This window comes from Brevibacterium sp. K72 (genome assembly GCF_050562175.1).
In the GTDB taxonomy this organism is placed as follows: Bacteria; Actinomycetota; Actinomycetes; order Actinomycetales; family Brevibacteriaceae; genus Brevibacterium; species Brevibacterium casei.
In genome coordinates, this window is the sequence record NZ_CP191582.1 from 3,525,500 (window position 1) to 3,549,636 (window position 24,137).

The 24,137-nt window shown below is 69.9% G+C and carries 21 protein-coding genes and 2 tRNA genes; 6 read left to right on the top strand and 17 right to left on the bottom strand.

The features are described from left to right. Positions 1-2: 2 nt before the first annotated feature. From ACQ1RG_RS15920 to thiL, 5 genes are read right to left on the bottom strand one after another with little or no spacing between them, the layout of a single operon-like run. Positions 3-425 carry a hypothetical protein gene (locus tag ACQ1RG_RS15920; RefSeq protein ID WP_137825213.1) on the bottom strand — a complete coding sequence of 141 codons (423 nt, stop codon included), beginning with the start codon at positions 423-425 and terminating at the stop codon, positions 3-5. After that, complete coding sequence (gene rsmD, locus ACQ1RG_RS15925; RefSeq protein ID WP_259788549.1) at positions 422-1,069, bottom strand: 16S rRNA (guanine(966)-N(2))-methyltransferase RsmD; 648 nt, start codon at positions 1,067-1,069, stop codon at positions 422-424. The genes ACQ1RG_RS15920 and rsmD overlap by 4 nt, the downstream gene beginning before the upstream one ends. 12 nt (positions 1,070-1,081) lie before the next feature. Beyond that, positions 1,082-3,229: an ATP-dependent DNA helicase RecG gene (locus ACQ1RG_RS15930; protein WP_101624817.1), complete on the bottom strand. Its 2,148-nt coding sequence runs from the start codon at positions 3,227-3,229 to the stop codon at positions 1,082-1,084. Beyond that, positions 3,226-4,884 (bottom strand): DAK2 domain-containing protein, encoded by a 1,659-nt coding sequence (locus ACQ1RG_RS15935; RefSeq protein ID WP_100227464.1) that lies wholly within the window; start codon positions 4,882-4,884, stop codon positions 3,226-3,228. The genes ACQ1RG_RS15930 and ACQ1RG_RS15935 overlap by 4 nt, the downstream gene beginning before the upstream one ends. Positions 4,885-4,889: 5 nt before the next feature. Beyond that, positions 4,890-5,903, bottom strand: a complete 1,014-nt coding sequence (gene thiL, locus ACQ1RG_RS15940) for a thiamine-phosphate kinase (protein ID WP_009378239.1) — start codon at positions 5,901-5,903, stop codon at positions 4,890-4,892. Between the two features lie 32 nt (positions 5,904-5,935). Here thiL and ACQ1RG_RS15945 point away from each other — a divergent pair, with 32 nt between their 5' ends. Beyond that, positions 5,936-6,463, top strand: coding sequence for a DUF3515 domain-containing protein (locus ACQ1RG_RS15945; protein ID WP_081590999.1), 528 nt, complete (start codon positions 5,936-5,938; stop codon positions 6,461-6,463). Here ACQ1RG_RS15945 and ACQ1RG_RS15950 read toward each other — a convergent pair whose 3' ends face one another. The 7 genes from ACQ1RG_RS15950 to leuC all read right to left on the bottom strand — a co-directional run bounded on the left by ACQ1RG_RS15950 (position 6,464) and on the right by leuC (position 13,568). Continuing rightward, a complete protein-coding gene (locus ACQ1RG_RS15950) occupies positions 6,464-7,579 on the bottom strand; it encodes a D-alanine--D-alanine ligase family protein (RefSeq protein ID WP_063249052.1) in 1,116 nt (371 codons plus the stop codon). Positions 7,580-7,649: 70 nt separating this feature from the next. Further along, positions 7,650-8,183 (bottom strand): YbhB/YbcL family Raf kinase inhibitor-like protein, encoded by a 534-nt coding sequence (locus ACQ1RG_RS15955; protein WP_009378233.1) that lies wholly within the window; start codon positions 8,181-8,183, stop codon positions 7,650-7,652. A gap of 41 nt (positions 8,184-8,224) precedes the next feature. After that, a complete protein-coding gene (locus ACQ1RG_RS15960; protein ID WP_009378231.1) occupies positions 8,225-9,238 on the bottom strand; it encodes an NAD(P)H-dependent glycerol-3-phosphate dehydrogenase in 1,014 nt (337 codons plus the stop codon). Next, positions 9,235-10,041, bottom strand: coding sequence for a lysophospholipid acyltransferase family protein (locus tag ACQ1RG_RS15965; RefSeq protein ID WP_009378228.1), 807 nt, complete (start codon positions 10,039-10,041; stop codon positions 9,235-9,237). Before ACQ1RG_RS15965 ends, ACQ1RG_RS15960 begins: the two co-directional genes overlap by 4 nt. Then, complete coding sequence (gene murA, locus ACQ1RG_RS15970) at positions 10,038-11,354, bottom strand: UDP-N-acetylglucosamine 1-carboxyvinyltransferase (protein ID WP_009378226.1); 1,317 nt, start codon at positions 11,352-11,354, stop codon at positions 10,038-10,040. The genes ACQ1RG_RS15965 and murA overlap by 4 nt, the downstream gene beginning before the upstream one ends. 120 nt (positions 11,355-11,474) lie before the next feature. Beyond that, complete coding sequence (gene leuD, locus ACQ1RG_RS15975; RefSeq protein WP_009378223.1) at positions 11,475-12,074, bottom strand: 3-isopropylmalate dehydratase small subunit; 600 nt, start codon at positions 12,072-12,074, stop codon at positions 11,475-11,477. 9 nt (positions 12,075-12,083) lie between these two features. Beyond that, entirely contained in the window at positions 12,084-13,568 is a 1,485-nt protein-coding gene (gene leuC / locus ACQ1RG_RS15980) for a 3-isopropylmalate dehydratase large subunit (protein WP_040341747.1), read from the bottom strand. Between the two features lie 185 nt (positions 13,569-13,753). Here leuC and ACQ1RG_RS15985 point away from each other — a divergent pair, with 185 nt between their 5' ends. The 3 genes from ACQ1RG_RS15985 (at position 13,754) to ACQ1RG_RS15995 (ending at position 16,356) form a co-directional block, all read left to right on the top strand. After that, positions 13,754-14,470 (top strand): IclR family transcriptional regulator, encoded by a 717-nt coding sequence (locus ACQ1RG_RS15985; RefSeq protein ID WP_009378215.1) that lies wholly within the window; start codon positions 13,754-13,756, stop codon positions 14,468-14,470. 17 nt (positions 14,471-14,487) lie between these two features. After that, the gene (locus ACQ1RG_RS15990) at positions 14,488-15,414 is read left to right on the top strand and encodes an aldose 1-epimerase family protein (RefSeq protein WP_009378213.1); all 927 of its coding nucleotides are present in this window, start codon (positions 14,488-14,490) and stop codon (positions 15,412-15,414) included. Between the two features lie 195 nt (positions 15,415-15,609). Beyond that, on the top strand, positions 15,610-16,356 hold the full coding sequence (locus ACQ1RG_RS15995) for a DUF4282 domain-containing protein (protein ID WP_009378211.1): 747 nt from the start codon (positions 15,610-15,612) through the stop codon (positions 16,354-16,356). Between the two features lie 50 nt (positions 16,357-16,406). Here ACQ1RG_RS15995 and ACQ1RG_RS16000 read toward each other — a convergent pair. From ACQ1RG_RS16000 to ACQ1RG_RS16020, 5 genes are all read right to left on the bottom strand, one after another. Further along, positions 16,407-16,479: transfer RNA gene (locus ACQ1RG_RS16000), tRNA-Glu, on the bottom strand. A 37-nt stretch (positions 16,480-16,516) separates the two neighbouring features. Continuing rightward, a tRNA-Gln gene (locus ACQ1RG_RS16005) sits at positions 16,517-16,588 on the bottom strand. A gap of 136 nt (positions 16,589-16,724) precedes the next feature. Next, positions 16,725-17,963 carry an alpha/beta fold hydrolase gene (locus ACQ1RG_RS16010; RefSeq protein ID WP_009378208.1) on the bottom strand — a complete coding sequence of 413 codons (1,239 nt, stop codon included), beginning with the start codon at positions 17,961-17,963 and terminating at the stop codon, positions 16,725-16,727. Between the two features lie 41 nt (positions 17,964-18,004). Beyond that, positions 18,005-19,471: a glutamate--tRNA ligase gene (gene gltX / locus ACQ1RG_RS16015; protein ID WP_009378207.1), complete on the bottom strand. Its 1,467-nt coding sequence runs from the start codon at positions 19,469-19,471 to the stop codon at positions 18,005-18,007. Positions 19,472-19,535: 64 nt separating this feature from the next. Then, positions 19,536-20,342: a fumarylacetoacetate hydrolase family protein gene (locus tag ACQ1RG_RS16020; protein ID WP_040341741.1), complete on the bottom strand. Its 807-nt coding sequence runs from the start codon at positions 20,340-20,342 to the stop codon at positions 19,536-19,538. Positions 20,343-20,397: 55 nt separating this feature from the next. Between ACQ1RG_RS16020 and ACQ1RG_RS16025 the strand changes: the two genes are divergently transcribed. Continuing rightward, the gene (locus tag ACQ1RG_RS16025) at positions 20,398-21,429 is read left to right on the top strand and encodes an FAD-dependent monooxygenase (protein WP_009378205.1); all 1,032 of its coding nucleotides are present in this window, start codon (positions 20,398-20,400) and stop codon (positions 21,427-21,429) included. 12 nt (positions 21,430-21,441) lie between these two features. Next, positions 21,442-24,078: an ATP-dependent helicase HrpB gene (gene hrpB / locus ACQ1RG_RS16030; protein ID WP_009378204.1), complete on the top strand. Its 2,637-nt coding sequence runs from the start codon at positions 21,442-21,444 to the stop codon at positions 24,076-24,078. Positions 24,079-24,137: the final 59 nt, after the last annotated feature.

The window sequence follows — 24,137 nt, forward strand, 5'->3', positions numbered from 1 at the left end:
ATTCACGCGTCCACGGGGGCACGCCGGCGCTCGGCTGCGCGGACCGAGCGCCGGCGCCGGTTCTGCACCATGAGTACGACGGCGATGATCACACACGCGAGCGCGCCCGCGGTGAAGACGTCGGCGAGCCACGCCCAGTGGACGACGTAGTGGTCGGAGAACTCCCACGGCCCGTCGTCGCCGGCGATCTCCCACGAGGTCTGCAGCGACTGGCTGCACGTGACTCCCGCGGGGAACTGCTGCATCCAGGTCGTGAAGCCGGTGACCTCGAAACCTGCCGGCGGCTCGGCGCATCCCTGTGCGCCGCTGCGATGGTCGACGATCTGGTACTGCAGCCACAGGAGGACGCGCGACCCGACGAAGAGCACCGGCACGAGCAGCAGGTAGAGCCACGGCGAGCGCAGCCAGCTGCCGCGTCGCGTCATGAAGCCGCCCCGCCGTCGGCCGCGTCCTCAACGCCCGGATCCTCGTCGCCCGGGTCCTCGTCGCCCGGACCCTCGACGGCGAGCTGGACGAAGTGGAGGGCGGTCTCCCCGAAGGTCTTCGAGCGGAAGACCTCGAGGCCGTCCGGCATCGTCGGCTCAGGGGCCCGGGAGGAGCGTTCGACGACGACGATCGACTCCTCGTCGAGGTGGCTGCGCAGGCGGCTGAGCACCTGGGTCACCGCGTCCTCGCCGAGCGGGTAGGGCGGGTCCATGAAGACGAGGTCGAAGACCCGGGACTCCGGATGGTCCGGGTCGGGGAGGTTCCCGAGGAACTGGAGGACGTCTCCGCTGGTCACCGACGCCGAATGCCCGATGCCGAGCTTGTCGGCGTTCGCTTCGATCGCCCGGGCCGAGGCGAGCGAGGAGTCGACGAAGACGACCTGCGCGGCCCCGCGCGACATCGCTTCGAACCCGAGTCCCCCGGATCCGGCGAAGAGGTCGAGGACATTGGCGGCTTGGAGCACCCCGTAGCCCTCGAGCATCGAGAACAGCGACTCCTTGACGCGGTCCGAGGTGGGTCTCGTCCCGGTGCCGCCCGGTGTGACGAGCTTCGACCCCTTGTGCGCTCCTGCGATGATCCTCATCAGCTCCTCCTCTCAGCTCGCCTCGATGAAGTGGGCGTTGTCCGCGGGCAGCACCCGCTGCCGCAGCACCTGCAGGGCCGGCAGCAGTTCGAAGGTCGGATCGCGGTCGACGATGTGCTCGGCTTCGACCCGTGCCGCCTCGAGGATCTCCGTGTCCCGGAGCACCGAGAGGTGCTTGAGCGAGGATCCGCCCCACTGCGAGGCGCCGAGCACATCGCCCTCTCCCCGGTTGTCGAGATCGTACTCGGCGAGGGCGAACCCGTCGAGGGTGCTCGCCACCGCCTGCAGGCGCTCGAAGCTCTCATCGGCCTCGGGACGCTCGGTGAGGAGGAAGCACATCGCCTCCGAGCCGTCACGGCCGACCCGTCCGCGCAGCTGGTGGAGCTGGGCGACGCCGAAGCGCTCCGCCTCGGCGACGAGCATGATCGTCGCCCGAGGCACGTCGACGCCGACCTCGATGACCGTCGTCGAGACGAGGATGTCGATGTCGCCGATGGTGAACGCGTGCATCACCCGGTCCTTCTCCTCCGTCGACATCCGCCCGTGGAGGAGGCCGAAGCTCAGCCCCTGGAGATGCGGGGACCGCTGGAGCTTCTCGATGAAGTCCTCGATGCTCTCCCGCTGACCGATGACGTCGCCGCTCTCGGGATCGACGATGTCGCTGCGTTCGATCCGGGGGAAGACTGCGAACGTCCCCCGTCCCGCCTCGGCAGCCTTCTGGACACGGGCGAGGGCCCGCGGCAGCCAGTCCTTGTGGTCCTCGATCGAGACGGCGAAGGTCGAGATGTGCTTGATCCCTGCGGGCATCTCCCCCAGCGTCGAGACGTCGAGGTCGGCGAAGACCGTCATCGCCACCGTCCGCGGGATCGGGGTCGCAGACATGACGAGTGTGTGGGGCACCGTGATCCCGCCCTTCGCGCGCAGGGCCTCGCGCTGCTCGACGCCGAACCGGTGCTGCTCGTCGACGACGATGAGGCCGAGGTTGTCGAACATCGTCGAGTCCGAGAGGAGTGCGTGCGTGCCGACGACGATGTCGATCTGCCCGGTCGCGAGGTCGAGGGCGAGCTGCTTGCGCTCCCTGGCCGGCATCGACCCGGTGAGGAGCGCCACCCGGACCTGGTCGTCACCGGAGAGCAGCGGGGAGAGGGCCATCTGGTCGCCGAGGAGCTTCTGGATCGACGCGAAGTGCTGGGAGGCGAGCACCTCGGTGGGGGCGAGCATCGCCGCCTGCGCCCCGGAGTCGACGGCCATGAGCATCGCCCGCAGCGCGACGACGGTCTTGCCGGAGCCGACGTCGCCGTGGAGGAGCCGGTGCATCGCCGTGGTCTTCGCGAGGTCCCCGGCTATCTCCTTGCCGACCCGGACCTGGGAGGAGGTGAGCGCGAACGGCAGGTCGGCGTCGAAGCGGCGGCTGCGCTCCCCGACCTCGAGCAGCGGGGTCGCGACGAACTTCTCGTACTCGGTGCGCCGGGAGACGATCTCGGTCTGCAGGGCCAGCGCTTCCTCCCACTTCCACCGCAGTCTCGCCCGCTCGGTCTCCTCAGTCGTCGACGGCCTGTGCATCGCGTTGAGTGCCTGCCGCAGGTCCGGCAGATCGTACTTCTCCCGCACATCGCGCGGCAGCGGATCGGCGAACTCGGCGGGGTCGGCGACGTCGAGGAGGACCTTGATCGCCTTCCACAGCCTCGTCTGCGCGATCCCCTGCACCCGCGGGTAGACGGGGAACGGCGAGTTGAGGTCCTCAGGCGTCCACTTCGTGTCGTGCTCGTCGCGGTTGAGCCACACCGGGGAGTTCAGCGTCAGCTGTCCCCGGAACTGCTCGACCTTGCCGGCGAAGACGACGACGAGTCCGGGGGTCAGCTGCGCGTCGAGCCATTTCTGGTTGAAGAACGCGATCTTCATCGACTGCCGCCCGTCGTGGACGATGACGTCGGTGATCGTGCCCTTGCGCTGCCGCATCCCGCGGGTCTCCACGGAGACCACCTCGGCCTGGATGATCGCCGTCTCCCCGAGCGGCAGGTCGCCGAGCGGCGTCTTCTCGCCGGGGACGAGGAAGCGCCGGGGGAAGAACCGGAAGAGCTCGCCCACCGAGGTGATCCCGCGCTTGCGCAGGGCACCGAGGTCGCGTTTGGAGAAGTAGTCCTCAAGTCGTGCGCTCATTCGACTCCCATGATGAGCAGGGTCGCCCGGTCCCGCGAGTCGATCTCCTGAAGGCGCACGTGCTCGTGGGACTTCGTGAGCCACCCGCGCAGGTGCGCGAGCACCTCGGTGTCGCAGCCGGGTCCGTGGACGACGGTGAGCAGCTCCCCACCGGCGCCGAGGAGGCGGTCGGCGAGCTTCTCGACGAGGTCCGACAGCTCCGTGCTCTGCGACTTCGCCTTCCCGTCGATGACGACCCGGTAGAACTGCGACGCCGAGGCGGCCGTCCGGTCGGACTCCACCGTGTCCTCCTCGACGACGGACAGCGCTCCCGTGGGCGGGTTGAGCGCAAGCTGTTCAGCGGAGACGATCGTGCCCACGCGCGTCCCGGCCGCCGCATCGGTCATGTCGGCGACGATCTCGACCGTCGGGGCGAACGGGTCGTAGACGGCGAGCGCCGAGAGCAGGGTCGCGACATTGCGCGAACGGATGAGGTGGGCGCCGTCCGTGCCGGTCAGAGCCGTGAGCGTCGTCGAGGAGGCGGGGACGACGATGACGTCGCGCTCCTCTGAGGCGATGACCTCGGCGACCGCCTCGGCGATGGGATTCGACTCACCCCGACCAGTACTCGGCACGCCCCGACCCGGCGCGGCGGCAGGGTCGGCTGCGGCGAGGGCTGCCGGGTCGAGGACCGTCGCCCCGTTGAGGGCGCAGTGGAGGAGGAGCCCGGTGCCGCCGACGAGGGCGACGAGCTTCGTCTCCCCCGCCTCCTCGTGGAGGCGCAGGTCCTCCATGTCGAGGCGGGCGATGCCGTAGTCGGTGAGAAGGTCGAGGGCCCGCGCGGCGCCGGTCTCGTCGGCGACGTGGACATGGACCTTGGGCCCGTTGAGGACGATCGAGGTTCCGCCGAGGCGATCGAGCGCCTCGGCGAGCCCCTCACCGGGAACGGTGCCGAGGGTGGCGACGATCTCGAGTTCCTCGGCCCGGGCCTCGTGGACGATGCGCGGGGTCTTCGCGACCTCCCCGAGCATCGATGCCTGGCCGGTGCGACCGGTGACGGTCGCGTAGAGGAGGTCGAAGAGTTCGACGATGCCGGTGGAGCCGGCATCGACGACGTCGGCCTCGCGGAGGACGGTGAGCTGCGCCGTCGTCTCCCGCAGCGCCTCACGGGAGCGCTGGCGCACCGCGGAGATGAGGTCGACGAGGGCGGCGCCGGCGTCGGCCTGTTCGCGGGCTTCGGTCGCCATCGCGTCGAGGACGGTGAGCATCGTCCCGTCGACGGGGCGGGCGACGGCCTGCCGGGCACGGTGGGAGGCGAGTTCGAGGGCGGAGGCGAGCGCCTCTGGGGTCGCGACGGTCACTCCCTCGAGGGCGTCGGCGACCCCCTCGAGGGCGACGGAGAGGATGAGTCCCGAGTTGCCGCGGGCCCCGCGCGCGGCCCCGGCGGCCATCGCGGTCACGACCTGGGGCAGCGTCACGGGACCGGAGAGCTCCTCGACGGCGAGGTAGGCCGCGCGCAGCGTGTGGTACATGTTCGTGCCGGTGTCGCCGTCGGGGACGGGAAAGACGTTGAGCTCGTCGATCTCCGCGCGCTCACGGCGGAGACGATCGACCGCTCGCCGCGCCCATCTGGCGGCCAGGCGACCGTTGAGCCCGATGGCCGGATTGGGTCCCACGTCCGTCACTTCCCGAAATGGCTGAAGCCGCTCGTCGGCACGGGGGCGCCGTCGAGGCTGACTCCGCTGCCGTCCTGCATCTCTCCGATTCTCCGCCAGCCTACCGGGTCACCCTGACTCACCGGTGCCGACGCGACGAAGCCGTGGTCCTCTCCCCCGTCGAGCACCCAGTGCAGGGCGAGCTCGTCGATACCCGCATCTGCCGTCTCCCCGCCGCGGGCGTCGAGGACGTAGCGGGCGGCGGGGCGCAGCGCAGCGATGAGGTCCTCGAGCGCGGCCCGGTCGATGTCCGCGCGGACCCCGGAGGCCTCCGCGATGCGTCCGAGGTCCGTGCTCAGTCCGTCGGAGACGTCGATCATCGCCGAGGCGGCCGGACGGTGGGCGATCGCCGCATAGTCCGGTTGCGGGGCGAGTTGGGTCCCGATGAGCCCGGCGAGGTCGTCCGGCAACTCGGGGTCGCTGCCGGCCCCGGCGAAGAGGAGGTCGAGTCCGGCCGCCGAGCGCCCGAGGGTGCCGGCGAGCCAGATCTCGTCACCCGGGCGGGCGCCCGCCCGGGTGACGGCCTCCCCGGGGGCGACCGTGCCGAGGGCGGTGATCGCGGTGACGATGAGACCCGACGAGGAGAGATCGCCGCCGATGATCGGCACTTGGGCGCCGAGTGCCCGACCTGCGCGCTCGGCCTCGGCGACGATCCCTGCGAAGAGCGCTTCGAGATCGGTCACGTCCGTGTCATCGGGCACAGCGAGGGAGGCGAGGAGGCCGTGGGGCCGGGCGCCCATCGCGCAGACGTCGGCGAGGTTCTGGGCGGCGGCCTTCGTGCCGAGGCGGGACCAGTCGAGCCAGTCGCGGGTGAAGTCCTCGTTCTCGACGAGCATGTCGGCCGTCGAGACGAGCCGGCCGGTGATCTTCGTCACGGCCGCGTCGTCGCCGGGGCCGACCTCCTCATGGGCCCCTGACCTGCGGTGGGCCAGGAGACGGCGGAGCACTTCGGATTCGCCGAGATCGGACAGTCGGGTCATGTCACCACCCTATCGGGCGATACGCTGGAACCATGCCTGCGAACTCCCGCCGACGCCTAAGCGCCACCTCGCCGCTCGTGCGTGCTGTCGCCGCTGTGACCATCGGCGTGCCCGTGCTCACGACGGTCCTGTCCGGCTGTGCGAAGACGGTCATCGTCGAACCCGCCGAGGATGCGGCGAACCCGAAGTGCGCGGACATTTTGCTCCGCCTGCCCGTCGAAGTGGGCGGCGAGCAGGAGCGCGACACCTCCTCGCAGGGGACGAAGGCGTGGGGCGACCCGAACGTCGCAGTGCTCCGCTGCGGCGTCACCCCTCCGGGTCCGACCACGGACAAGTGCGTGAGCGTGAGCGGGGTCGACTGGGTCTCCAAGGGAGGCGAAGAGGACGACACGTGGGTGTTCACGAGCTACGGCCGCACCCCGGCCGTCGAGGTCCTCGTCAACCGCAAGCTCGGCTCGGGCGCCGACGTCCTTGCCGGCATCTCGCCCGCGCTGCAGGCGTTCCCGCCCGAACGCGAATGCGTCGGTGCCGAGGACGTCGACGCTCCCCCGGAGGGCTAGTCAGCTCCGGCGGGCGTGGTCGGTGAGCGCGATGCCGATGAGTTCGCTGATGAGGCTCGGATAGTCGATCCCGGAGTTCGCCCACATGAACGGGTACGCCGAGGTGGGGGTGAAGCCGGGCAGCGTGTTGATCTCGTTGATGAGCACCTCACCCGAGTCCGTGACGAACGTGTCGACGCGGGCCAGCCCCGTGCAGTCGAAGAGCCGGAACACCGCCGCCGAGAGCTCGCGGATCCGTGCCGTCGTCGCATCGTCGACGTCCGCGGGGCACGTGAGCTTCGCATCGGCGAGGTCGAGGTACTTCGCTTCGAAGTCGTAGAAGTCGTGATCGCCGGAGACCTCGATCTCCCCGGGGTACGAGGTCCGCAGTTCGGCGTCGTCGAGGGATCCGAGCACGGCGCATTCGATCTCCCGGCCGATGACCTGGGGTTCGACGATGACCTTCGTGTCGTGCTCGTAGGCAGCGAGCAGCGCGGCCTCGAGCCCGGCGGGGTCGGCCACCCGGCTCACGCCCATCGACGATCCGGCTCGGGCCGGCTTGACGAAGACGGGGAAGCCGAGGGCTGCCACCCGGGCCTCCGCCTCGGCGCGGTCGGCCTCCCACATCGTCTCGGTGACCAGCTCCCACGGGCACGTGGGGATCTCCGCATGGGCGAGCAGGGACTTCGTGAAGTGCTTGTCCATGCTCGCAGCCGAGGCGAAGACGCCGGAGCCGACGAACGGGGTGTCGCTGAGCTCGAAGAGTCCCTGGAGGGTGCCGTCCTCTCCGTACTGGCCGTGGAGGACGGGGAAGAAGACGTCGACGGTCTCGAGCTCGGAGTAGACGCCGTCGGCGTCACGGTGGATGAGCGGGGCGCCTTCGGCGGAGACGCGCGGGATGATCTCGGTGCCGTCGTCGGTGACCTCGGGCATGTTCTCGGGGTCGAAGCGCATGCTCGCCCAGTCCTCGACGATGCGCCAGACACCGGACTTCGTGATCCCGATCGGCAGGACCCGGTACGCGTCGTCGTCGATGGCGCTGATCACCCCGGCGGCCGTGACGCAGCTGACGGAGTGTTCGCTCGACCGTCCTCCGAAGAGGACTGCGACGAAGGGCCGGTGATCGGTGTCTGACATATGTTTCCTTGCTCGGGGACTCTCATGTGTCCCCGCACGCTCTCACGTGCGGGGACGGGGGCGTGCAGGCTCAGCCGGCCTCATAGGTGCATTCGAGCCAGGCCCGGCCGATGCCCTTGAAGTACATGTTGAAGCCGGCGTAGGCCGGGCTCGCGCTCTCGTCGATGCCCAGCGGCTCGGAGAGTGCGGTGACGATGAAGTAGTACCGGTGCGGGCCGTGGCCCTCGGGAGGGGCGGCGCCGACGAAGCGCGGCTCGCCCGCGTCGTTCTTCAGCGTCACGGCACCGGCGGGCAGGAGGTCGGCCTCGGGGTTGCCGGCGTCGGTGGGCAGTTCGGTCACCGAGGCGTCGAGGTCGGTGACCGTCCAGTGCCAGAACCCCGACCCGGTCGGGGCGTCGGGGTCGTAGCAGGTGACGGCGAACGCCTTCGTCTCCTCGGGGAAGCCCGACCACGACAGCTGCGGGGACTTGTCCTCACCGCCGGGCACACCCATCGCTCCGGAGGCCTGCGCCGCCGGAAGCGGTGCCCCGTTCTCGATGTCGGTGCTGGTCAGGGTGAAGGTCGGCAGCTCGGGAAGGTTGTAGAACGGTGAGTTGACGCTCATGTCTGCTCCTTGGCTCGTGGGACTCGTGGGACGATTCCGGCTCACGCCGGCGGGCCTTCGTGCTTACGCTTCCGAGACAACAGCAATCCCGCGAGTTCGTCAACCTGCAGGTGACCGGCGAGCACCGCGCTCACCGCCTCGGTGATCGGCAGGTCGACGCCGTATCGCTCCCCGAGGGCGAGGACCGCGGGTGAGGACTTCACCCCTTCGGCCGTCTGCTCGGTGTGCGCGATCGTCTCCTCGAGGCTCATCCCCTCGCCGAGGTGGCGCCCGAACGTGCGATTGCGCGAGAGCGGGGAGGCGCATGTGGCGACGAGGTCGCCGAGCCCGGCGAGACCGGAGAGCGTGTGCGGCTGGGCTCCCATCGCCGCGGCGAGACGGGAGGTCTCGGCGAGGCCGCGGGTGATGATCGAGGCCTTCGAGTTGTCGCCGAGGCGCTGCCCGTCGGCGATGCCGACGGCGAGAGCGATGACGTTCTTCACCGCCCCGCCCATCTCGACGCCGACGACGTCGGTGTTCGTGTACGGCCGGAAGTACGCGTTCGCGCTGATCTCGGCGACCACCTCGGCGGTGGCGGCATCGGAGGAGGCGACGACGGTCGCAGTCGGCTGGCGTTCGGCGATCTCCCGGGCGAGGTTGGGCCCGGAGACGACGGCGATCCGTCCGGGATCGACCTCGGCGACCTCGGCGATGACCTCCGACATCCGCTTGCCCGTCTCGACCTCGATGCCCTTCATCAGGCTGACCAGGCGGACGTCGGGACGCAGGTGCGCCTTCCACCGGCTGAGGTTCTCCCGCAGGGTCTGCGCGGGCACGGCGAGGATGACGACGTCGGCGTCGGTGACGGCGGCGATGTCATCGGTGGTGGCGGTGATCGTCTCCGGCAGCTCACGGTCGCCGAGGTAGCGGGAGTTCGTGTGCGCCGTGTTGATCTCCTCGACGGTCTCCTCCCGGCGTGCCCAGAGCGCGACCGGGAAGCCTGCGTCGGCGATGACGGCGGCATACGTCGTCCCCCACGATCCTGCGCCGAGCACGGCGATCTTGTCTGCGCTCATGAGCCGGCCTCCTCGGTGCGGAACCTCTCGGGCAGCTCACGGCCGGAGAGATCGGCGACCATGCCTGCGATGGTGTTCGTCAGCCTCGTCGTCAGCGTCGCCATCGAGCTCCTCTCCCCCCGGTGCTCCCAGAGGTCGGTGTAGTCCAGCGGTTCGCCGAAGCGGACGACGCTGGTGTGCGTGAGCGGGCGCGGGCGGGGAATGAGCCGACCGCGGGGTTTGACGGTCTCGAGCCCCCAGTGCGCGGCGGGGACGATCGGCGCCCCCGTCTCGAGGGCGAGCCGGGCCGTGCCGGACTTGAAGCGCTCGGGCCAGAAGTGCTCGTCCTTCGTCAGCGTCCCCTCGGGGTAGATGACGACGGTCTCGCCCTTCTGCAGGGCCTCCTTCGCGTATTCGAGGGAGTCCCCCGCCTGCGCCGAGGCGCGCAGCACCGGGATCTGGCCGAGTCCCTTGAGGATGACGCCGAGGGGCCCGGAGAAGAGCGTCGACTTCGCGAGGAAGTGCGGGAGCCGGCCGCTGCGCCACACGGCGAGTCCGACGAGGATCGGGTCGAGGTGGTTGGCGTGGTAAGCGGCGACGATCGTGCCCTGACCCACCGGCAGCGCCTGGGCGTTCTCGATGCGCATCTTCGAGGTCAGGCGGAAGAGCCCGTAGGCCGCCGAGGCGACACCGAAGGCGACCCGGCGCTGCGAGGCGACGTCCTTGGGTTCGAACGAGACGATGTGCTCACCGGGCTGCCTGCTCGCGCCCCTGCCGCCGTTCGCGCCCCTGCCCGTGCCGGCATCCCTGCCGGTGCCGCTCATGCCGAGACCTCCGCACCGAGGCCCTGGAGCTTGTCGAGGAAGTTCTCGTACCCGCGGTTGATGAGCTCGATCCCGTGGACCTCGCTCCGGCCCTGGGCGGCGAGGGCGGCGATGAGATGGCTGAAGCCGCCGCGCAGGTCGGGGACGTCGATGCGGGTGCCCTTGAGCTCGGTCGGTCCGGACACGACGGCCGAGTGCGCGTAGTTCCGCCGCCCGAACCGGCACGGGGTGCCGCCGAGGCATTCGCGGTAGAGCTGGATCTTCGCCCCCATCTCGACGAGGGCGTGGGTGAAGCCGAAGCGATTCTCATAGACGGTCTCGTGGATGATCGACAGTCCCTCGGCCTGGGTCATGGCGACGACGAGCGGCTGCTGCCAGTCGGTCATGAAGCCGGGGTGGACGTCGGTCTCGAGGGCGAACGAGGAGAGCCGGCCGCCAGGGTGGCGGAAGCGGATGCCGGTCTCATCGACCTCGAATTCGCCGCCGATCTTGCGGAAGACGTTGAGGAACGTGATCATCTCCGGCTGCGAGGCGCCCTCGACGACGATGTCACCGCCGGTGGCGAGTGCGGCAGAGGCCCACGAGGCGGTCTCGTTGCGGTCGGGCAGTGCCCGGTGGATGTACCCGTGGAGGGAGTCGACCCCTTCGATGCGCACGACTCGGTCGGTGTCGACGGTGATGATCGCGCCCATCTTCTGCAGCAGCGCGATGAGGTCCATGATCTCCGGTTCGATCGCCGCTCCCCGCAGCTCGGTGATGCCCTCGGCGCGCACGGCCGTGAGCAGGACCTGTTCGGTCGCTCCGACCGAGGGGTACGGGAGTTCGACCTTCGTGCCCTGGAGGCGGCGCTTCGTCGAGAGCATGATGCCCCCGGCGGTCTTGTCCACCTCGGCGCCGAACTGCCGGAGCACGTCGAGGTGGAAGTTGATGGGACGGTCGCCGATGTGGCATCCGCCGAGGTCGGGGATGAACGCCTGCCCGAGGCTGTGGAGGAGGGGTCCGCAGAAGAGGATGGGGATCCGGGAGGATCCGGCGTGGGCGTCGATGTCGACGATCGAGCCCTGGGCGACCTCGGAGGGGTCGAGGTGCAGCTCGCCGTCGGGCTGGTCCCCGTCGGGGGCCTGGCTCACCCGCACCCCGTGGAGTTCGAGGAGACCGGTGACGATCTCGACGTCGCGGATCTGCGGGACTCCGCGGAGGACGGACGGGGTCTCTCCGAGCAGGGAGGCGACCATCGCCTTGGGCACCAGGTTCTTCGCGCCCCTGACCCGCACGGTTCCCCCGAGCGGATTTCCGCCGCGGACTTCGAGCATGTTCCTCCCTCTGATCGTCGAACAGCGCACACGTCGGCACCGCCTCGGGAGGCCGTCCCGAGTCGATTCCGGACTCGTCCAAGACTAGCGCAGACGACGCCCCGACCCGGAGTCGGCGGATCAGACTCGCGCAGGCAGGGTGCGGGGTTTGTGAGCGGGCCGTCCGGCCTCGTACGCCGCGATCTCGTCCTCTTTCGCCAAGGTCAGGCTGATGTCGTCGTGGCCCTCGAGGAGACGCCAGCGCGTGTAGTCGTCGATCTGGAAGGGCACCGTGAGCGAGTCGCATGTCACGGTCCTCGACTCGAGGTCGACGGTGATCGAGGTGCCCGGATGGTTCTCGAGGATCTTCCAGATGAGTTCGATGTCGTCCTGCTCGAGCTGGGCGGCGAGCAGTCCCTCCTTGCCGGAGTTGCCGCGGAAGATGTCGCCGAAGCGGGAGGAGAGGACGACGCGGAACCCAAAGTCCTTGAGCGCCCACACGGCATGCTCGCGGGAGGAGCCGGTGCCGAAGTCGGGGCCCGCGACGAGGACGGAGCCGCACGCGAAGTCGGGGTCGTTGAGGACGAAGTCCTCGGCGGTGCGCCAGCGGGAGAAGAGGGCGTCTTCGAAGCCGGTGCGGGTGACCCGCTTGAGGAACTTCGCGGGGATGATCTGGTCGGTGTCGACGTTCGACCGGCGCAGGGGCACGCCGATGCCGGTGTGGGTGGTGAAGGCTTCCATGGCTGCTCCTTACGCGTTCGCCGAGGTGGGGGTGAGCGGGATCGTCGGGCGCTCCGGGCTCCAGTCCACCGGTTCGGCGTCCCGGGGCAGGTCGGCGACATCAGCGGGCGAGGACAGGGTGCCGCGGACCGCAGTCGCCGCGGCCACAAGCGGGGAGACGAGGTGCGTGCGCCCGCCCTTGCCCTGCCGGCCCTCGAAGTTGCGGTTCGACGTCGAGGCGCACCGCTCCCCCTCGGCGAGCTGGTCGGGGTTCATCCCCAGGCACATCGAGCAGCCGGCGAAGCGCCATTCGGCACCGAAGTCCTTGAAGATCACGTCGAGGCCCTCGGCTTCGGCCTGGAGGCGGACCTTCGCGGAGCCGGGGACGACCATGAAGCGGACGTTCTCGGCCTTCCGCCGGCCCCGGACCACCTCGGCGGCGGCACGGAGATCCTCGATCCGGGAGTTCGTGCACGATCCGAGGAAGACCGTGTCGACCTCGATCTCGCGCAGCGGAGTGCCAGGGGTCAGGCCCATGTAGGCGAGCGCGTTCGCGGCGGCGACCTTGTCGTTCTCATCGGCGAAGTCGTCAGGCGAGGGCACCGCGGCCGACAGCGGCAGGCCTTGACCGGGGTTCGTCCCCCACGTGACGAAGGGTTCGATGTCGGCGGCCTCGAGGACCACCTCGGCGTCGAAGGTCGCGCCCTCATCGGTGTAGAGGGTCTTCCAGTACTCCACGGCGGCGTCCCAGTCCTCGCCCTCGGGGGCGTGGGGGCGGCCCTTGACGTAGTCGAAGGTCGTCTCGTCGGGGGCGACCATGCCCGCGCGGGCACCGGCCTCGATGGACATGTTGCAGATCGTCATCCGCGCCTCCATCGACAGGGAGCGGATCGCCGAGCCGCGGTACTCGAGCACGTAGCCCTGTCCGCCGCCGGTGCCGATCTTCGCGATGATCGCGAGGATGATGTCCTTGGCCGTCGAGCCCTCGGGCAGCTCACCGTCGACGGTGATCGACATCGTCTTGAACGGCTTGAGGCTGAGCGTCTGGGTGGCGAGGACGTGTTCGACCTCGGAGGTGCCGATGCCGAAGGCGAGCGCCCCGAACGCTCCGTGAGTCGAGGTGTGCGAGTCGCCGCAGACGACGGTCGTGCCCGGCTGGGTGAGCCCGAGCTGGGGGCCGACGACGTGGACGATGCCCTGATCGGCGTCGCCGAGGCTGTGGAGCCGGATCCCGAACTCCTCGGCGTTCTTCCGCAGGGTCTCGATCTGCGTGCGCGAGGTCGGTTCGGCGATCGGCTTGTCGATGTCCCACGTGGGCGTGTTGTGGTCCTCGGTGGCGATCGTGAGGTCGGGGCGGCGCACGGGGCGCCCGGCGAGTCGGAGTCCGTCGAAGGCCTGCGGGCTGGTCACCTCATGGACGAGGTGGAGGTCGATGTAGATGAGGTCCGGCGCTCCGTCCTCCCCCTCGGAGACGACGTGATCGGCCCAGACCTTCTCGGCCAATGTGCGTGGCATGGTTCCTCCCGCCGGTACGGAGATCCTCCGTACGCGTTGTGCTTCTTCTCGGCGTCCGAGTGCGGTCGCCTAGGGCATCCGATCGGCTCGCCGGATGCTCACCGATGGGTGTGGACAGGAATCTACTCGCCCGTATCGCATTCCGAACTTGCATCTCGCTCAATGAGACGCGCACAATGGTGTCTATGACAAGCAATGGTAGCGGCGTCGGTGTCATCGACAAGGCCGCAATGGTTCTCTCCGCCCTCGAGGCCGGACCTGCGTCTCTGGCCGAGCTCGTCTCGCTCACCGGACTCGCTCGACCGACCGCCCACCGTCTCGCCGTCGCCCTCGAGTTCCACCGCATCGTCGGCCGTGACCTCCAGGGACGCTTCGTCCTCGGTCCGCGACTGGCCGAGCTCTCGTCTGCCGCCGGCGAGGATCGCCTCCTCGCCGCCGCCGGACCGGTGCTCGGGCAGCTGCGCGACCAGACCGGCGAATCGGCGCAGCTCTTCCGCCGCCAGGGCGATCTGCGCCTGTGCGTGGCCGCGGCCGAACGCCCCGTGGGTCTGCGCGACTCGGTGCCGATCGGGGCGACCCTGAGCATGCGGGCCGGGTCCGCTGCCCAGGTGCTGCTGGCCTGGGAGGAGCCCGACCGCCTCCACACCGGCCTGCGCGGCGCCCGGTTCTCCGCAACCATGCTCTCCGGTGTCCGCCGCCGAGGCTGGGCACAGTCGATCGCCGAACGCGAACGCGGCGTCGCCTCCGTCTCCGCCCCCGTGCGGGGTCCGAGCAACCGGGTCGTCGCCGCGGTCTCGATCTCCGGACCCGTCGACCGCCTCACCCGCCAGCCGGGTCGGCTCCACGCGAAGGCCGTCGTCGACGCCGCCCGGGCGCTCACCGAGGCCCTCGTCCGAGGCTGACGATATTCGGGAGCCGCATGACCGACCTCATCGACCTCGCCTATGGGACAAGCACTGCTGTCGTCTCCCCGGTCGGCGCGAGCCTGCGCGACTATACGGTTGCGGGACGATCCGTCGTCGTCGAGACGGGCACCTCCGACGGCGCGGTGCTCGCGCCGTGGCCCAACCGCATCGCCGACGGACGCTACGAGTTCGACGGCACGGTCCACCAGCTTCCGATCACCGAGCCGGCACGGAACACCGCTCTGCACGGGCTGGTCATCGACGTCGAATGGGACGTCGTCGAGGCGACGGAGACTTCGGTGACGCTCACGACGCAGCTCTCCCCTTCACCCGGGTACCCGTTCCGATTCCTTCTCACCGTCCGCTACGACCTCGGCGAGGAGGGACTGCGGGTCCACGCGCGTGCTGAGAACATCGGCACCGAAGCGGCTCCGTTCGGCTTCGGCTTCCACCCGTGGTTTCATCCGGGGGCCGAGTACGTCGACGCCGCGCAGCTGGTCATTCCCGCCGGAACCTGGCTCGTCCCCGATGAGCGCCTCATCCCCGTGGAGTCGCGCCCGTTCGACGACGGTTCGGAGGTCCCTCTCGACCACGATGCGGAGATGTCCGATTGCCTCACGTGCAAGGACTTCCGTGCCCTGCGCAGCGTGGACGGGACGCAACTCGACGATGCGTTCGGTCAGCCGCGCCGAGACCCCGACGGCCGGTCGCGAGCGCGGCTCAGGGGTGCCGACGGCCGGGAAACGGTCATCGACGTCGATTCGGGATTCCGCAACTGGCAGGTCTACACGGGCGATGAGCTCGACGACGGGCTCTCCCGCCGCGCGCTCGCGATCGAGCCGATGACCTGTCCACCGAATGCCTTCGCGACCGGAGAAGACGTCGATGTCGTCGAGCCCGGCGGAACACTCGCGGTCGAGTGGGGCATCCGACTGGTCTGAGCCCGGTGCCTCTCCCGGTCCGCTCCCCTTCGGCCCGCTCCCCTTGAACCGAACCTGTGTGTTCGCGTCGATGATCGGCGCGCTGTGACGGACGGCCAGCTGGCCGTGAGGATGCCCTGATAGATTGCGAAGACGCAGGTGGGCGGCGTCACATCGTCCATCTGGCAATCAGCACCGCCGAGAGAGAGGTCGACTATGACGACGTCCCCGCAGGACCCGAACCAGGACCCCAACCGCCCCGACACCCCGTCCTCCCGGCCGCAGGGCGATTCGCGGCAGCAACAGGGCGATTCGCCGTCGTCGCAGGGCAAGCCTGACCGCAGCCACGATCCGGCGGCCGCCTCATCGAACGAATCGGGACTGCCGACCGGCAGTCAGCCGGCGCAGCAGTACGGCAGTCAGCCGCAGGCCGGCAGTCCGTACGACGGCAGCCCGTACGACGGCTACGCACAGTCCGGCGGCTACGGTCAGTCGGCCAGCTACGGCCAGTCGGGCGGATACGGAGCACCCGGCCCCTACGGTCAGGCGGCGACGCACGGTCAGCATCAGCACTACGGTCAGGCCGCGCCCTACGGTCACGAGACCGGCTACGGTCAGCCCTCGGAGCCGGGATTCCTCAAGTCGCTCTTCGACTTCCGCTTCGAGAACTTCGTCGCCGTGCGCTGGGCCGGGATCATCTACCTGCTCGCCATCATCGTCGCAGGACTGTGGTGGTTGGGAGCGATCCTCTCGGCGATCGCGATCGGAGCCGCGGCGAACACCCCGACGATGTTCAACCCTGAGGCCTCGTTCAATGCATGGCCGCTCGTCCTCACGATCGTCTTCGGCTGGATCCTCCCCGCCCTGTGGGTGATCTTCGTCCGTCTCGTCCTCGAGCTCATCGTCGCAGGCGTCAAGACCGCCGAGCACACGAAGCGCATCGCCGACTCATCCGGTCGGTGAGGTTGAATAGAGTGAGCCCCGCACCGATGGATCGGTGCGGGGCTCAACCGTACCCCCGAGCAGATTCGAACTGCCGTTACCGCCTTGAGAGGGCGGCGTCCTAGGCCACTAGACGACGGGGGCCGATGAACAGATCCTCAGATCGCTCTGAAGCTGTCCGCTGGGGTACCAGGACTTGAACCTAGACTAAGTGAACCAGAATCACTCGTGCTGCCAATTACACCATACCCCACTGCTATGCGGGACTTCCCTGGAGGAATTCCCCTCAGCAACGAGATATAACTCTACACAGGCCCCTCCCCCGCCGCCAAATCCAAACCGTGTGACCTTCTTAACACCGCCGAGGCGGAGAGGGAGGACCGCCTCCCTCACGCCCTCGCGAGCGTGATGAGTCGGTCGAGGACCCGGTAGCCGTCGGCGCGCAGGCCGTTGTGCTCGTACTCGTTCGTCACCCACGGGCGCACGCCGTCCATGAGCTCGGCCGTGGCCAGAGAGTACTCGGCAGGGACGTAGGCGTCCTCGAAGTACACGGCAGCGGCCCCACGCACGGTCGAGGCCCGCAGCGCATCGACGTCGTAGAGCTTCGGCCACTCATAGGCGGCGACGACCTCGGCCACCTCGGCGAACGGTGCGAGCTCGGGATCCTCGGCGAAGGACTCAGGGCCGGCATGCTCACCGGCGAGCAGGGTGGGATCGTCACGGACCTCCGCAGGCATCGCCCGCCTCGCCGCCCAGTTCGTCACGGTCCCGTCGGCCCAGCACGATTCGTGGACGACCGCGTACAGCGGGTTGCGTCCCGAGAACGGCAGGGCACCCGCGAGATCATGGCGCAGGCCGGAGGAGCCCGGATCGAGGTCGAGGAGGTAGTGGAGGGCCTCAGGTCCGTCGGAGGCGCCGAGGTGGTGCCCGAGGAGGCGCACCCGCTCGGTCGTCGCCCGTGCCCCGCCCGGCAGTGCGATGCCGCCGTCGGCTCCGGCGAGGTCCATGAGCGCGGCCATCCGGTCGCGATCGCCGGGGAAGTTCCGGTAGTGCTGCTCGGACTTGCGCATCATCTGCGCCCACGTCGCCCGATAGACGTCGACGGGATCGACCCCGATCGCGGGCAGCCCGCCGGTGAAGTAGGCCTCGGTGAGCGACTCCGAGTGCGCGGAGACGTAGCGCAGAGCGGTGAAACCGCCGAAGGACTGCCCGAGCACCGACCAGCGGTCGACGCCGAGTTCACGGCGCAGCGCCTCGGCGTCCTCGACGATCGAGTCCGCCCGGTAGCACGCGAGCACCTCGGCGATGGCCTCGGGATCGTCGCCGGCGATGTCGAGACCGGTGATCCGGCCCTCGACCGAGCCGATCGGACTCGACTTTCCGGTCCCCCGCTGGTCGAGCATGACCACCTGGAAGTCCTCGAGCGCCCGGGCCAGCCACGAGCCCTGTCCCACCGGAGTCGTCGGGCGAGGCGCCTCGAATCCGGGTCCGCCCTGGAGGAAGACGAGGTAGGGCTTGGAGCTCTCGGCCTCATCGGCGACGATCCGGGCGAAGACCTCGATCCTCGCAGAGGCCGCCGAGTCCGCGTCGAGCCGACCGAAATGGTCGAGCGGGACCTCGACGGTCACGTCACGGAGATGAAGGCCCCCGCGCTGCCATGGGTGGACGTTCACAGCTGCGCCGCCAGCGCGCGCAGACGGGTGAGCGAGGACTCCTTGCCGAGGATCTCGAGTGACTCGAACAGCGGCGGGGAGACGCGGCGCCCGGAGACGGCGACGCGCAGCGGGCCGTAGGCCAGGCGCGGCTTGATCTCCATCTCGTTGACGAGCTTCTCCTCGAGCACGGCCTGGAGCCTCTCCGTCCTCCAGTCCTCGAGTCCCTCGAGGACCTCGATCGAGGCGGCGAGCACCTCGGGGGCGGAGTCCTTGAGGGTCTTGAGCCCGTCCTCGGACATCGTCAGCTCGGCATCGGGGGTGAAGAGGAAGGCGAGGAGGTCGGGCGCCTCGCCGAGGAGGTTCATCCGGGTCTGGACGAGCGGTGCCGCCTGGTCGAGGATCGCCAGCTGAGCATCCGTCGGTTCGGCCGGGAGCACCTCGGCGGCCTGGAGGTAGGGGATGAGGCGGTCACGGAAGTCGTCCGGGGCGAGCATTCGGATGTGGTCGGCGTTGATCGCCGTCGCCTTCTTGATGTCGAAGCGCGCCGGGTTGGGCAGGACGTCGTGGATGTCGAAGGCCTGGGTGAACTCGTCGACGGTGAACACGTCGCGGTCGGGCCCGATCGACCAGCCGAGCAGCCCGAGGTAGTTGATGAGGCCTTCGGGGATGAAGCCGTGCTCGCGGTGGAGGAAGAGGTTCGACTCGGGGTCGCGCTTGGACAGCTTCTTGTTCCCCTGGCCCATGACGTAGGGCAGGTGGCCGAACTCGGGGGTCGCCTCGGCGATGCCGATGTCCTTGAGGGCTTCGTAGAGGACGATCTGGCGCGGGGTCGAGGAGAGGAGGTCCTCGCCGCGGAGCACATGGGTGATGCCCATGAGCGCATCGTCGACGGGGTTGACGAGCGTGTAGAGGGGCTGGCCGTTCGCGCGGACGACGACGAAGTCGGGGATCGTGCCGGCCTTGAAGGTGATCTCGCCGCGGACGAGGTCGGCGAAGGTGATGTCGGCATCGGGCATGCGCACGCGCCACACGGGCTCACGGCCCTCGGCCCGGAACGCGGCGATCTGCTCGTCGGTGAGGTCGCGGTCGAAGCCGTCGTAGCCGAGCTTGGGGTCGCGGCCGGCGGCGGTGTGGCGGGCTTCGACCTCTTCGTTCGTCGAATAGGACTCGTAGATGTGTCCGGCGTCCTTGAGCTTCTCGATGACGCCTGCGTAGATGTCACCGCGCTCTGACTGCCGGTAGGGGCCGTCGGGTCCGCCGACCTCGATGCCCTCGTCCCAGTCGAGCCCGAGCCACTTCATCGCCTCGACGACCTGGGAGAAGCTCTCCTCGGAGTCGCGGGCGGCGTCGGTGTCCTCGATGCGGAAGACGAAGGTGCCGCCGGTGTGCTTGGCGTAGGCCCAGTTGAACAGGGCAGTGCGGACCATGCCGACGTGCGGCGTGCCGGTGGGCGAGGGACAGAAGCGGACTTTGACGGTCATGTGGTGATCGGCTCCAAGGAGTGGTGGTTTGTGTAGTGTTCGTGCAGGGGCGAGCAGGTTCGGCTCAGGCGTCCATGACGGGGTTGGAGAGCACTCCGAGACCGTCGATGGCGATGTCGACGCGGTCGCCGGCGACGATCCGACCGACCCCGGCGGGCGTGCCGGTGAGGATGACGTCGCCGGGCAGCAGCGTGATCGTCTCGGAGAGGTGCTCGATGATCGTCGGGATGTCGAAGATGAAGTCCGCGGTCGTCCCGTCCTGCTTGAGGTCACCATTGACCCACGAACGGATGCTCAGGTCGTCGACGTCGAGGTCGGTCTCGATCCACGGGCCCAGCGGGCACGAGGTGTCGAAGCCCTTGGCCCGGGTCCACTGCGTGTCCGACTTCTGCAGGTCGCGCAGGGTGACATCGTTCGCCGAGGTGTATCCGAGGACGTGGTCGAGTGCGTTCTCCGCCTTCACGCCCTTCGAGACGCGTCCGATGATGACGGCGAGCTCGGCCTCATAGGAGACGTGTTCGCTGATCGCGGGCAGCCGGATGGGGTCGCCGGGGCCGATGACCGAGGTGTTCGGCTTGAAGAACGTCACCGGGGTGACCGGCACCTCGTTGCCGAGTTCGGCGGCGTGGTCGGCGAAGTTCCGGCCGACGCCGATGACCTTGGACCGGGGCAGGATCGGCGAGAGGAGGCGGACGTCGTCGAACTTCAGCCTCTCCCCCGTCGACTGCGCGGGAGCGAAGAACGGGTCGGAGTCGAGGACGGCGAGGCTGAGACCCGAGGTGTCCCACTGCCCGTTCTCGATCGGCGGAACCTCGCCTTCGACGACTCCGTAGGCGGGTTCGTCCTTGTGCACAAATCTCGCAATACGCATGATGCCCAGTCTAGACGCCGAGTTTGCTTCACTCGGGTCGCGGTATCGTGACGGCATGACGAGCGTGCGGATCATCGGCAGCGGAATCGCCGGGGCGACCCTGGCCGCCGCGCTCGACCGGCCCGAGTGGACGGTGACCGTCCACGAACGCGATCCGCAGGCGAGAGCCCTGGACACGGCGTTCGCCCTCTTTCCCTCCGCCATGACCGCCCTGCGCAGGGCAGGCCTGAGCACTGCGGTCGTAAAGTCGGGCGTCCGCGTCGACGAGGCGACGATCCGCAGCTCCGACGGTCGCCTCCTCGCCCGGCCGCCCCGCCTCGGCGCGCTGATGATCGGCCGCGCACAGCTCCACTCCCTCCTCACCGCCGCCCGACCGGCCTCGACACCCCTGCTCACCGGGGAGGTGGCCGACCCGACGACGCTTGCGGCCGATGTCCTCGTCGGCGCCGACGGTGCCCGCAGCAGGGTTCGGTCGGCTGTCTGGGGCGAGCGGTCCGGGCCTCGGCGTCCTCGGCTCACGGTCATCCGCGGCGTCATCGACGCAGACCTCTCCGGTGGCACCGTCACCGAATACTGGGGTGATCGCATGCTCTTCGGCATCACCCCGCTGCCCGGGAATCGGACGAACTGGTTCACCGCCTTCCCCGAACACCGCTTCGCGAGCACGTCCGCCGGGCTCGCCCACCTCCGCCGGGCGGCTCGGGTCTTCCCCTCCCCGGTCACCGCGGTCGTCGAGGCCGCAAGGACCGGGCAGACCGTGATCAGCGGCATCCACGTGTCTCGTCCCCTGCGGTCCTTCGTCCGCGGCCGGACCGTGCTCATCGGCGACTCCGCCCACGCAATGCAGCCGAACCTCGGCCGTGGGGCGTGCGAGTCGATCTGCGATGCCGTCGCCCTCGCCGAACTCCTCAACGCCGACGAACCGGCGTCGGCGCTCGCACGCTACTCTCGCCGCCGCGTGGTGACTCCGCAGGTCATCCGCTCGGGCGCGAGCGTCGCCTCGGGAGTGGCGTTGGCCGGTGGACCGGTCGGGCGCGTCCGTGACCGTGTCCTCTCAGCCCTCGCGCGACTGGGCACCGCACCCTGAGAGACTGGGGGCATGGACTCCTTCGACCTGACGACGATCGGTGCCGACCTCCCGGCGGCTGAGCTCATCGAGCGTCTTCCCGCCGAGGTGGCCGACCCCTTCCCGCGCCTCGTCGTCGAAGCCCCGCCCGGCACCGGCAAGACGACCCTCGTGCCCCCGCTCATCGCCGAGCATCTGCGCACCACCGCCGGACCCGACTCCGGCCGCATCGTCGTCACCCAGCCGCGACGGATGGCGGCCCGCGCTGCGGCGAGGCGGCTCGCGCACCTGACGGGGACCCGCCTCGGCGAGGACATCGGCTTCACGGTGCGCGGGGAGTCCTTGGTCTCGGCACGCACGCGGATCGAGTTCGTCACCACGGGAGTGCTGCTGCGGCGGATGCTCGGCGATCCGGAGCTGCCAGGCGTCGCCGCGATCATCCTCGACGAGGTCCACGAACGCCACCTCGACACCGACCTCGTCTTCGCCATGGGCAGGGAACTCGTCGAGCTCCGTGACGACCTCAGCCTCGTCGTCATGTCCGCGACCCTCGACGCCCGCGATTGGGCGAGGCGTGTGGGTGTCCCGACCGACCCGGCACCGGTCCTCTCCGTCGCGGCGCAGACGCATCCGCTCGACGTCCGGTGGGCACCGGCTCCCGAACGCCCCCTCGACGCCCGTGGGGTAAGCCGGGCCTTCCTCGACCACCTCGCCCGCACGACTGTCCGTGCCCTCGAGGAGTCAGCAGGCGGCGACGTCCTCGTCTTCGCCCCTGGAGCTCGCGAGGTCGACGAGGTGGCCGACCGGATCCGCGGGCAGCTGTCCGGATCCGCGGCGTCCCTCGGTTCCGGGATGCCTGCCGTAAGCGTCCACACGCTCACCGGCCGCACCCCGGCCGCCGACCAGGACGCGATCCTCCGGCCCCGGAACCCCGACGACAGTGAGCGCCGGGTCATCGTCACCACCTCGGTGGCGGAATCTGCGCTCACGGTGCCCGGCGTGAGCATCGTCGTTGATTCGGGGCTCGCCCGTGGTCCCCGCCTCGATACCAAGCGGCGGATGTCGGGGCTCGTGACGACCCGGGAATCGAAGGCTTCCGGTGTCCAGCGCTCGGGTCGCGCCGCCCGCCTCGGCCCCGGCGTCGTCTACCGGTGCCTGTCCGAGTCCGACTGGGCCTCCCTGCCCGAGCACACCCCGCCGGAGATCGCGACCGCCGACCTCACCTCGGCGGTCCTCGACCTCGCCTCCTGGGGCGGTGACACCGAGCTGCTGCCCGACCCGATGCCGCATCACGCCTGGGCCCTGGCCGTGGACAACCTCGTCGGCCTCGGTGCCGTCGAGGTCGACACCGGTGATAGGACGCCCCCGGAGGCGCGGCGCGCCGACCTGCACGTCACCGACCTCGGGCGGGCGATCGCCCGGGTGCCGGCGTCCGTGTGGGCGGCACGCGGACTCCTCGACGGGGCGGCGATGCTCGGGGCCCGGGCCGCCGCCGAGGCGGTCGCCGCCGTCGAATCCGACCGCCGCTCCTCCGGCGCCGACCTCACCGCGGTGCTGCGCGACCTCCGTGCCTCCCGCGACCGGCGCTTCACCCAGGACGTCGACCGGTTCACACGCATCGTCGGCGAGTACAGCGGCGGCGGCACGGCGGGTGAGCGCCTGCGACCGGAGGACCTCGGGCTCGTCGTCGCCCTCGCCTTCCCCCACCAGATCGCCCGAGCGCGCAACGGTGCCGATGCCGAGTATCTGCTCGCCTCGGGCACCGCCGCCTCGCTGCCGAGAAACTCTCCACTCATGGGCAGCCCGTGGCTGGCGATCGCCGAGGTGGGTCTGGCAGGCGGGCGGCCGACGATCCGCTCGGCCGTTCCCATCGACGCGGACACGGCCGAACTCGCCGGGGCGGGACTGCTCGTCACGGAGGAGTCGGCGACGTTCACGGACGGGAAGGTGCGCGCGGTCCGGCAGACCCGCCTCGGCGGGATCGCACTGACGTCGACGCCGATCACGGCGAGCCCGGAGCTCGCGCGGGAGGCGATCGCCCGCTCGATCGAGGACAGGGGTGCGCGGGAGGTGCTGCGGCCGAGTCCCGCCTTCGACCAGCTGCGCGCACGGCTCGGGCTGCTCCGTCACGTCATCGGACAGCCGTGGCCGGACGTGCGGTGGTCGCATCTCGCGCACACTCTGCCCGACTGGTGTCCGGCGGCGCTCGACCGCATGGCGCGCGGCGCCGACCCGGGTGCCGTCGACCTCGTCGGTGCGCTGCGCACACTGCTCCCGTGGCCGGAGGCGGCCCGTCTCGACGAACTCGCCCCGGAGACGATCGAGGTGCCGAGCGGATCGCGGGTGCGCCTCGACTACCCCGACCCGGACGACGTCGGCGACGACGACTCCCCGAATGGGCCGGTCCTCGCCGTCAAACTCCAAGAGGTCTTCGGGTGGACCGAGGTCCCGCGGATCGCCGACGGTCGGGTGCCCGTCGTCCTCCACCTCCTCTCCCCCGCACGCCGGCCGCTGGCGGTGACGAGCGACCTCGCATCGTTCTGGGAGGGCGCGTACCCGCACGTGCGGGCGGAGAACCGCGGCCGCTATCCCAAGCACCCGTGGCCCGAGGATCCGATCAGCGCTCCCGCGATGCGCGGAACGAAGCGGTCTGGGACAATGGAACGGTGACTCAGGCTCTCTCCTCCGCACCGCCGGCCCCCGCAGCTGACGCTGTCGTCGGGCCCGGT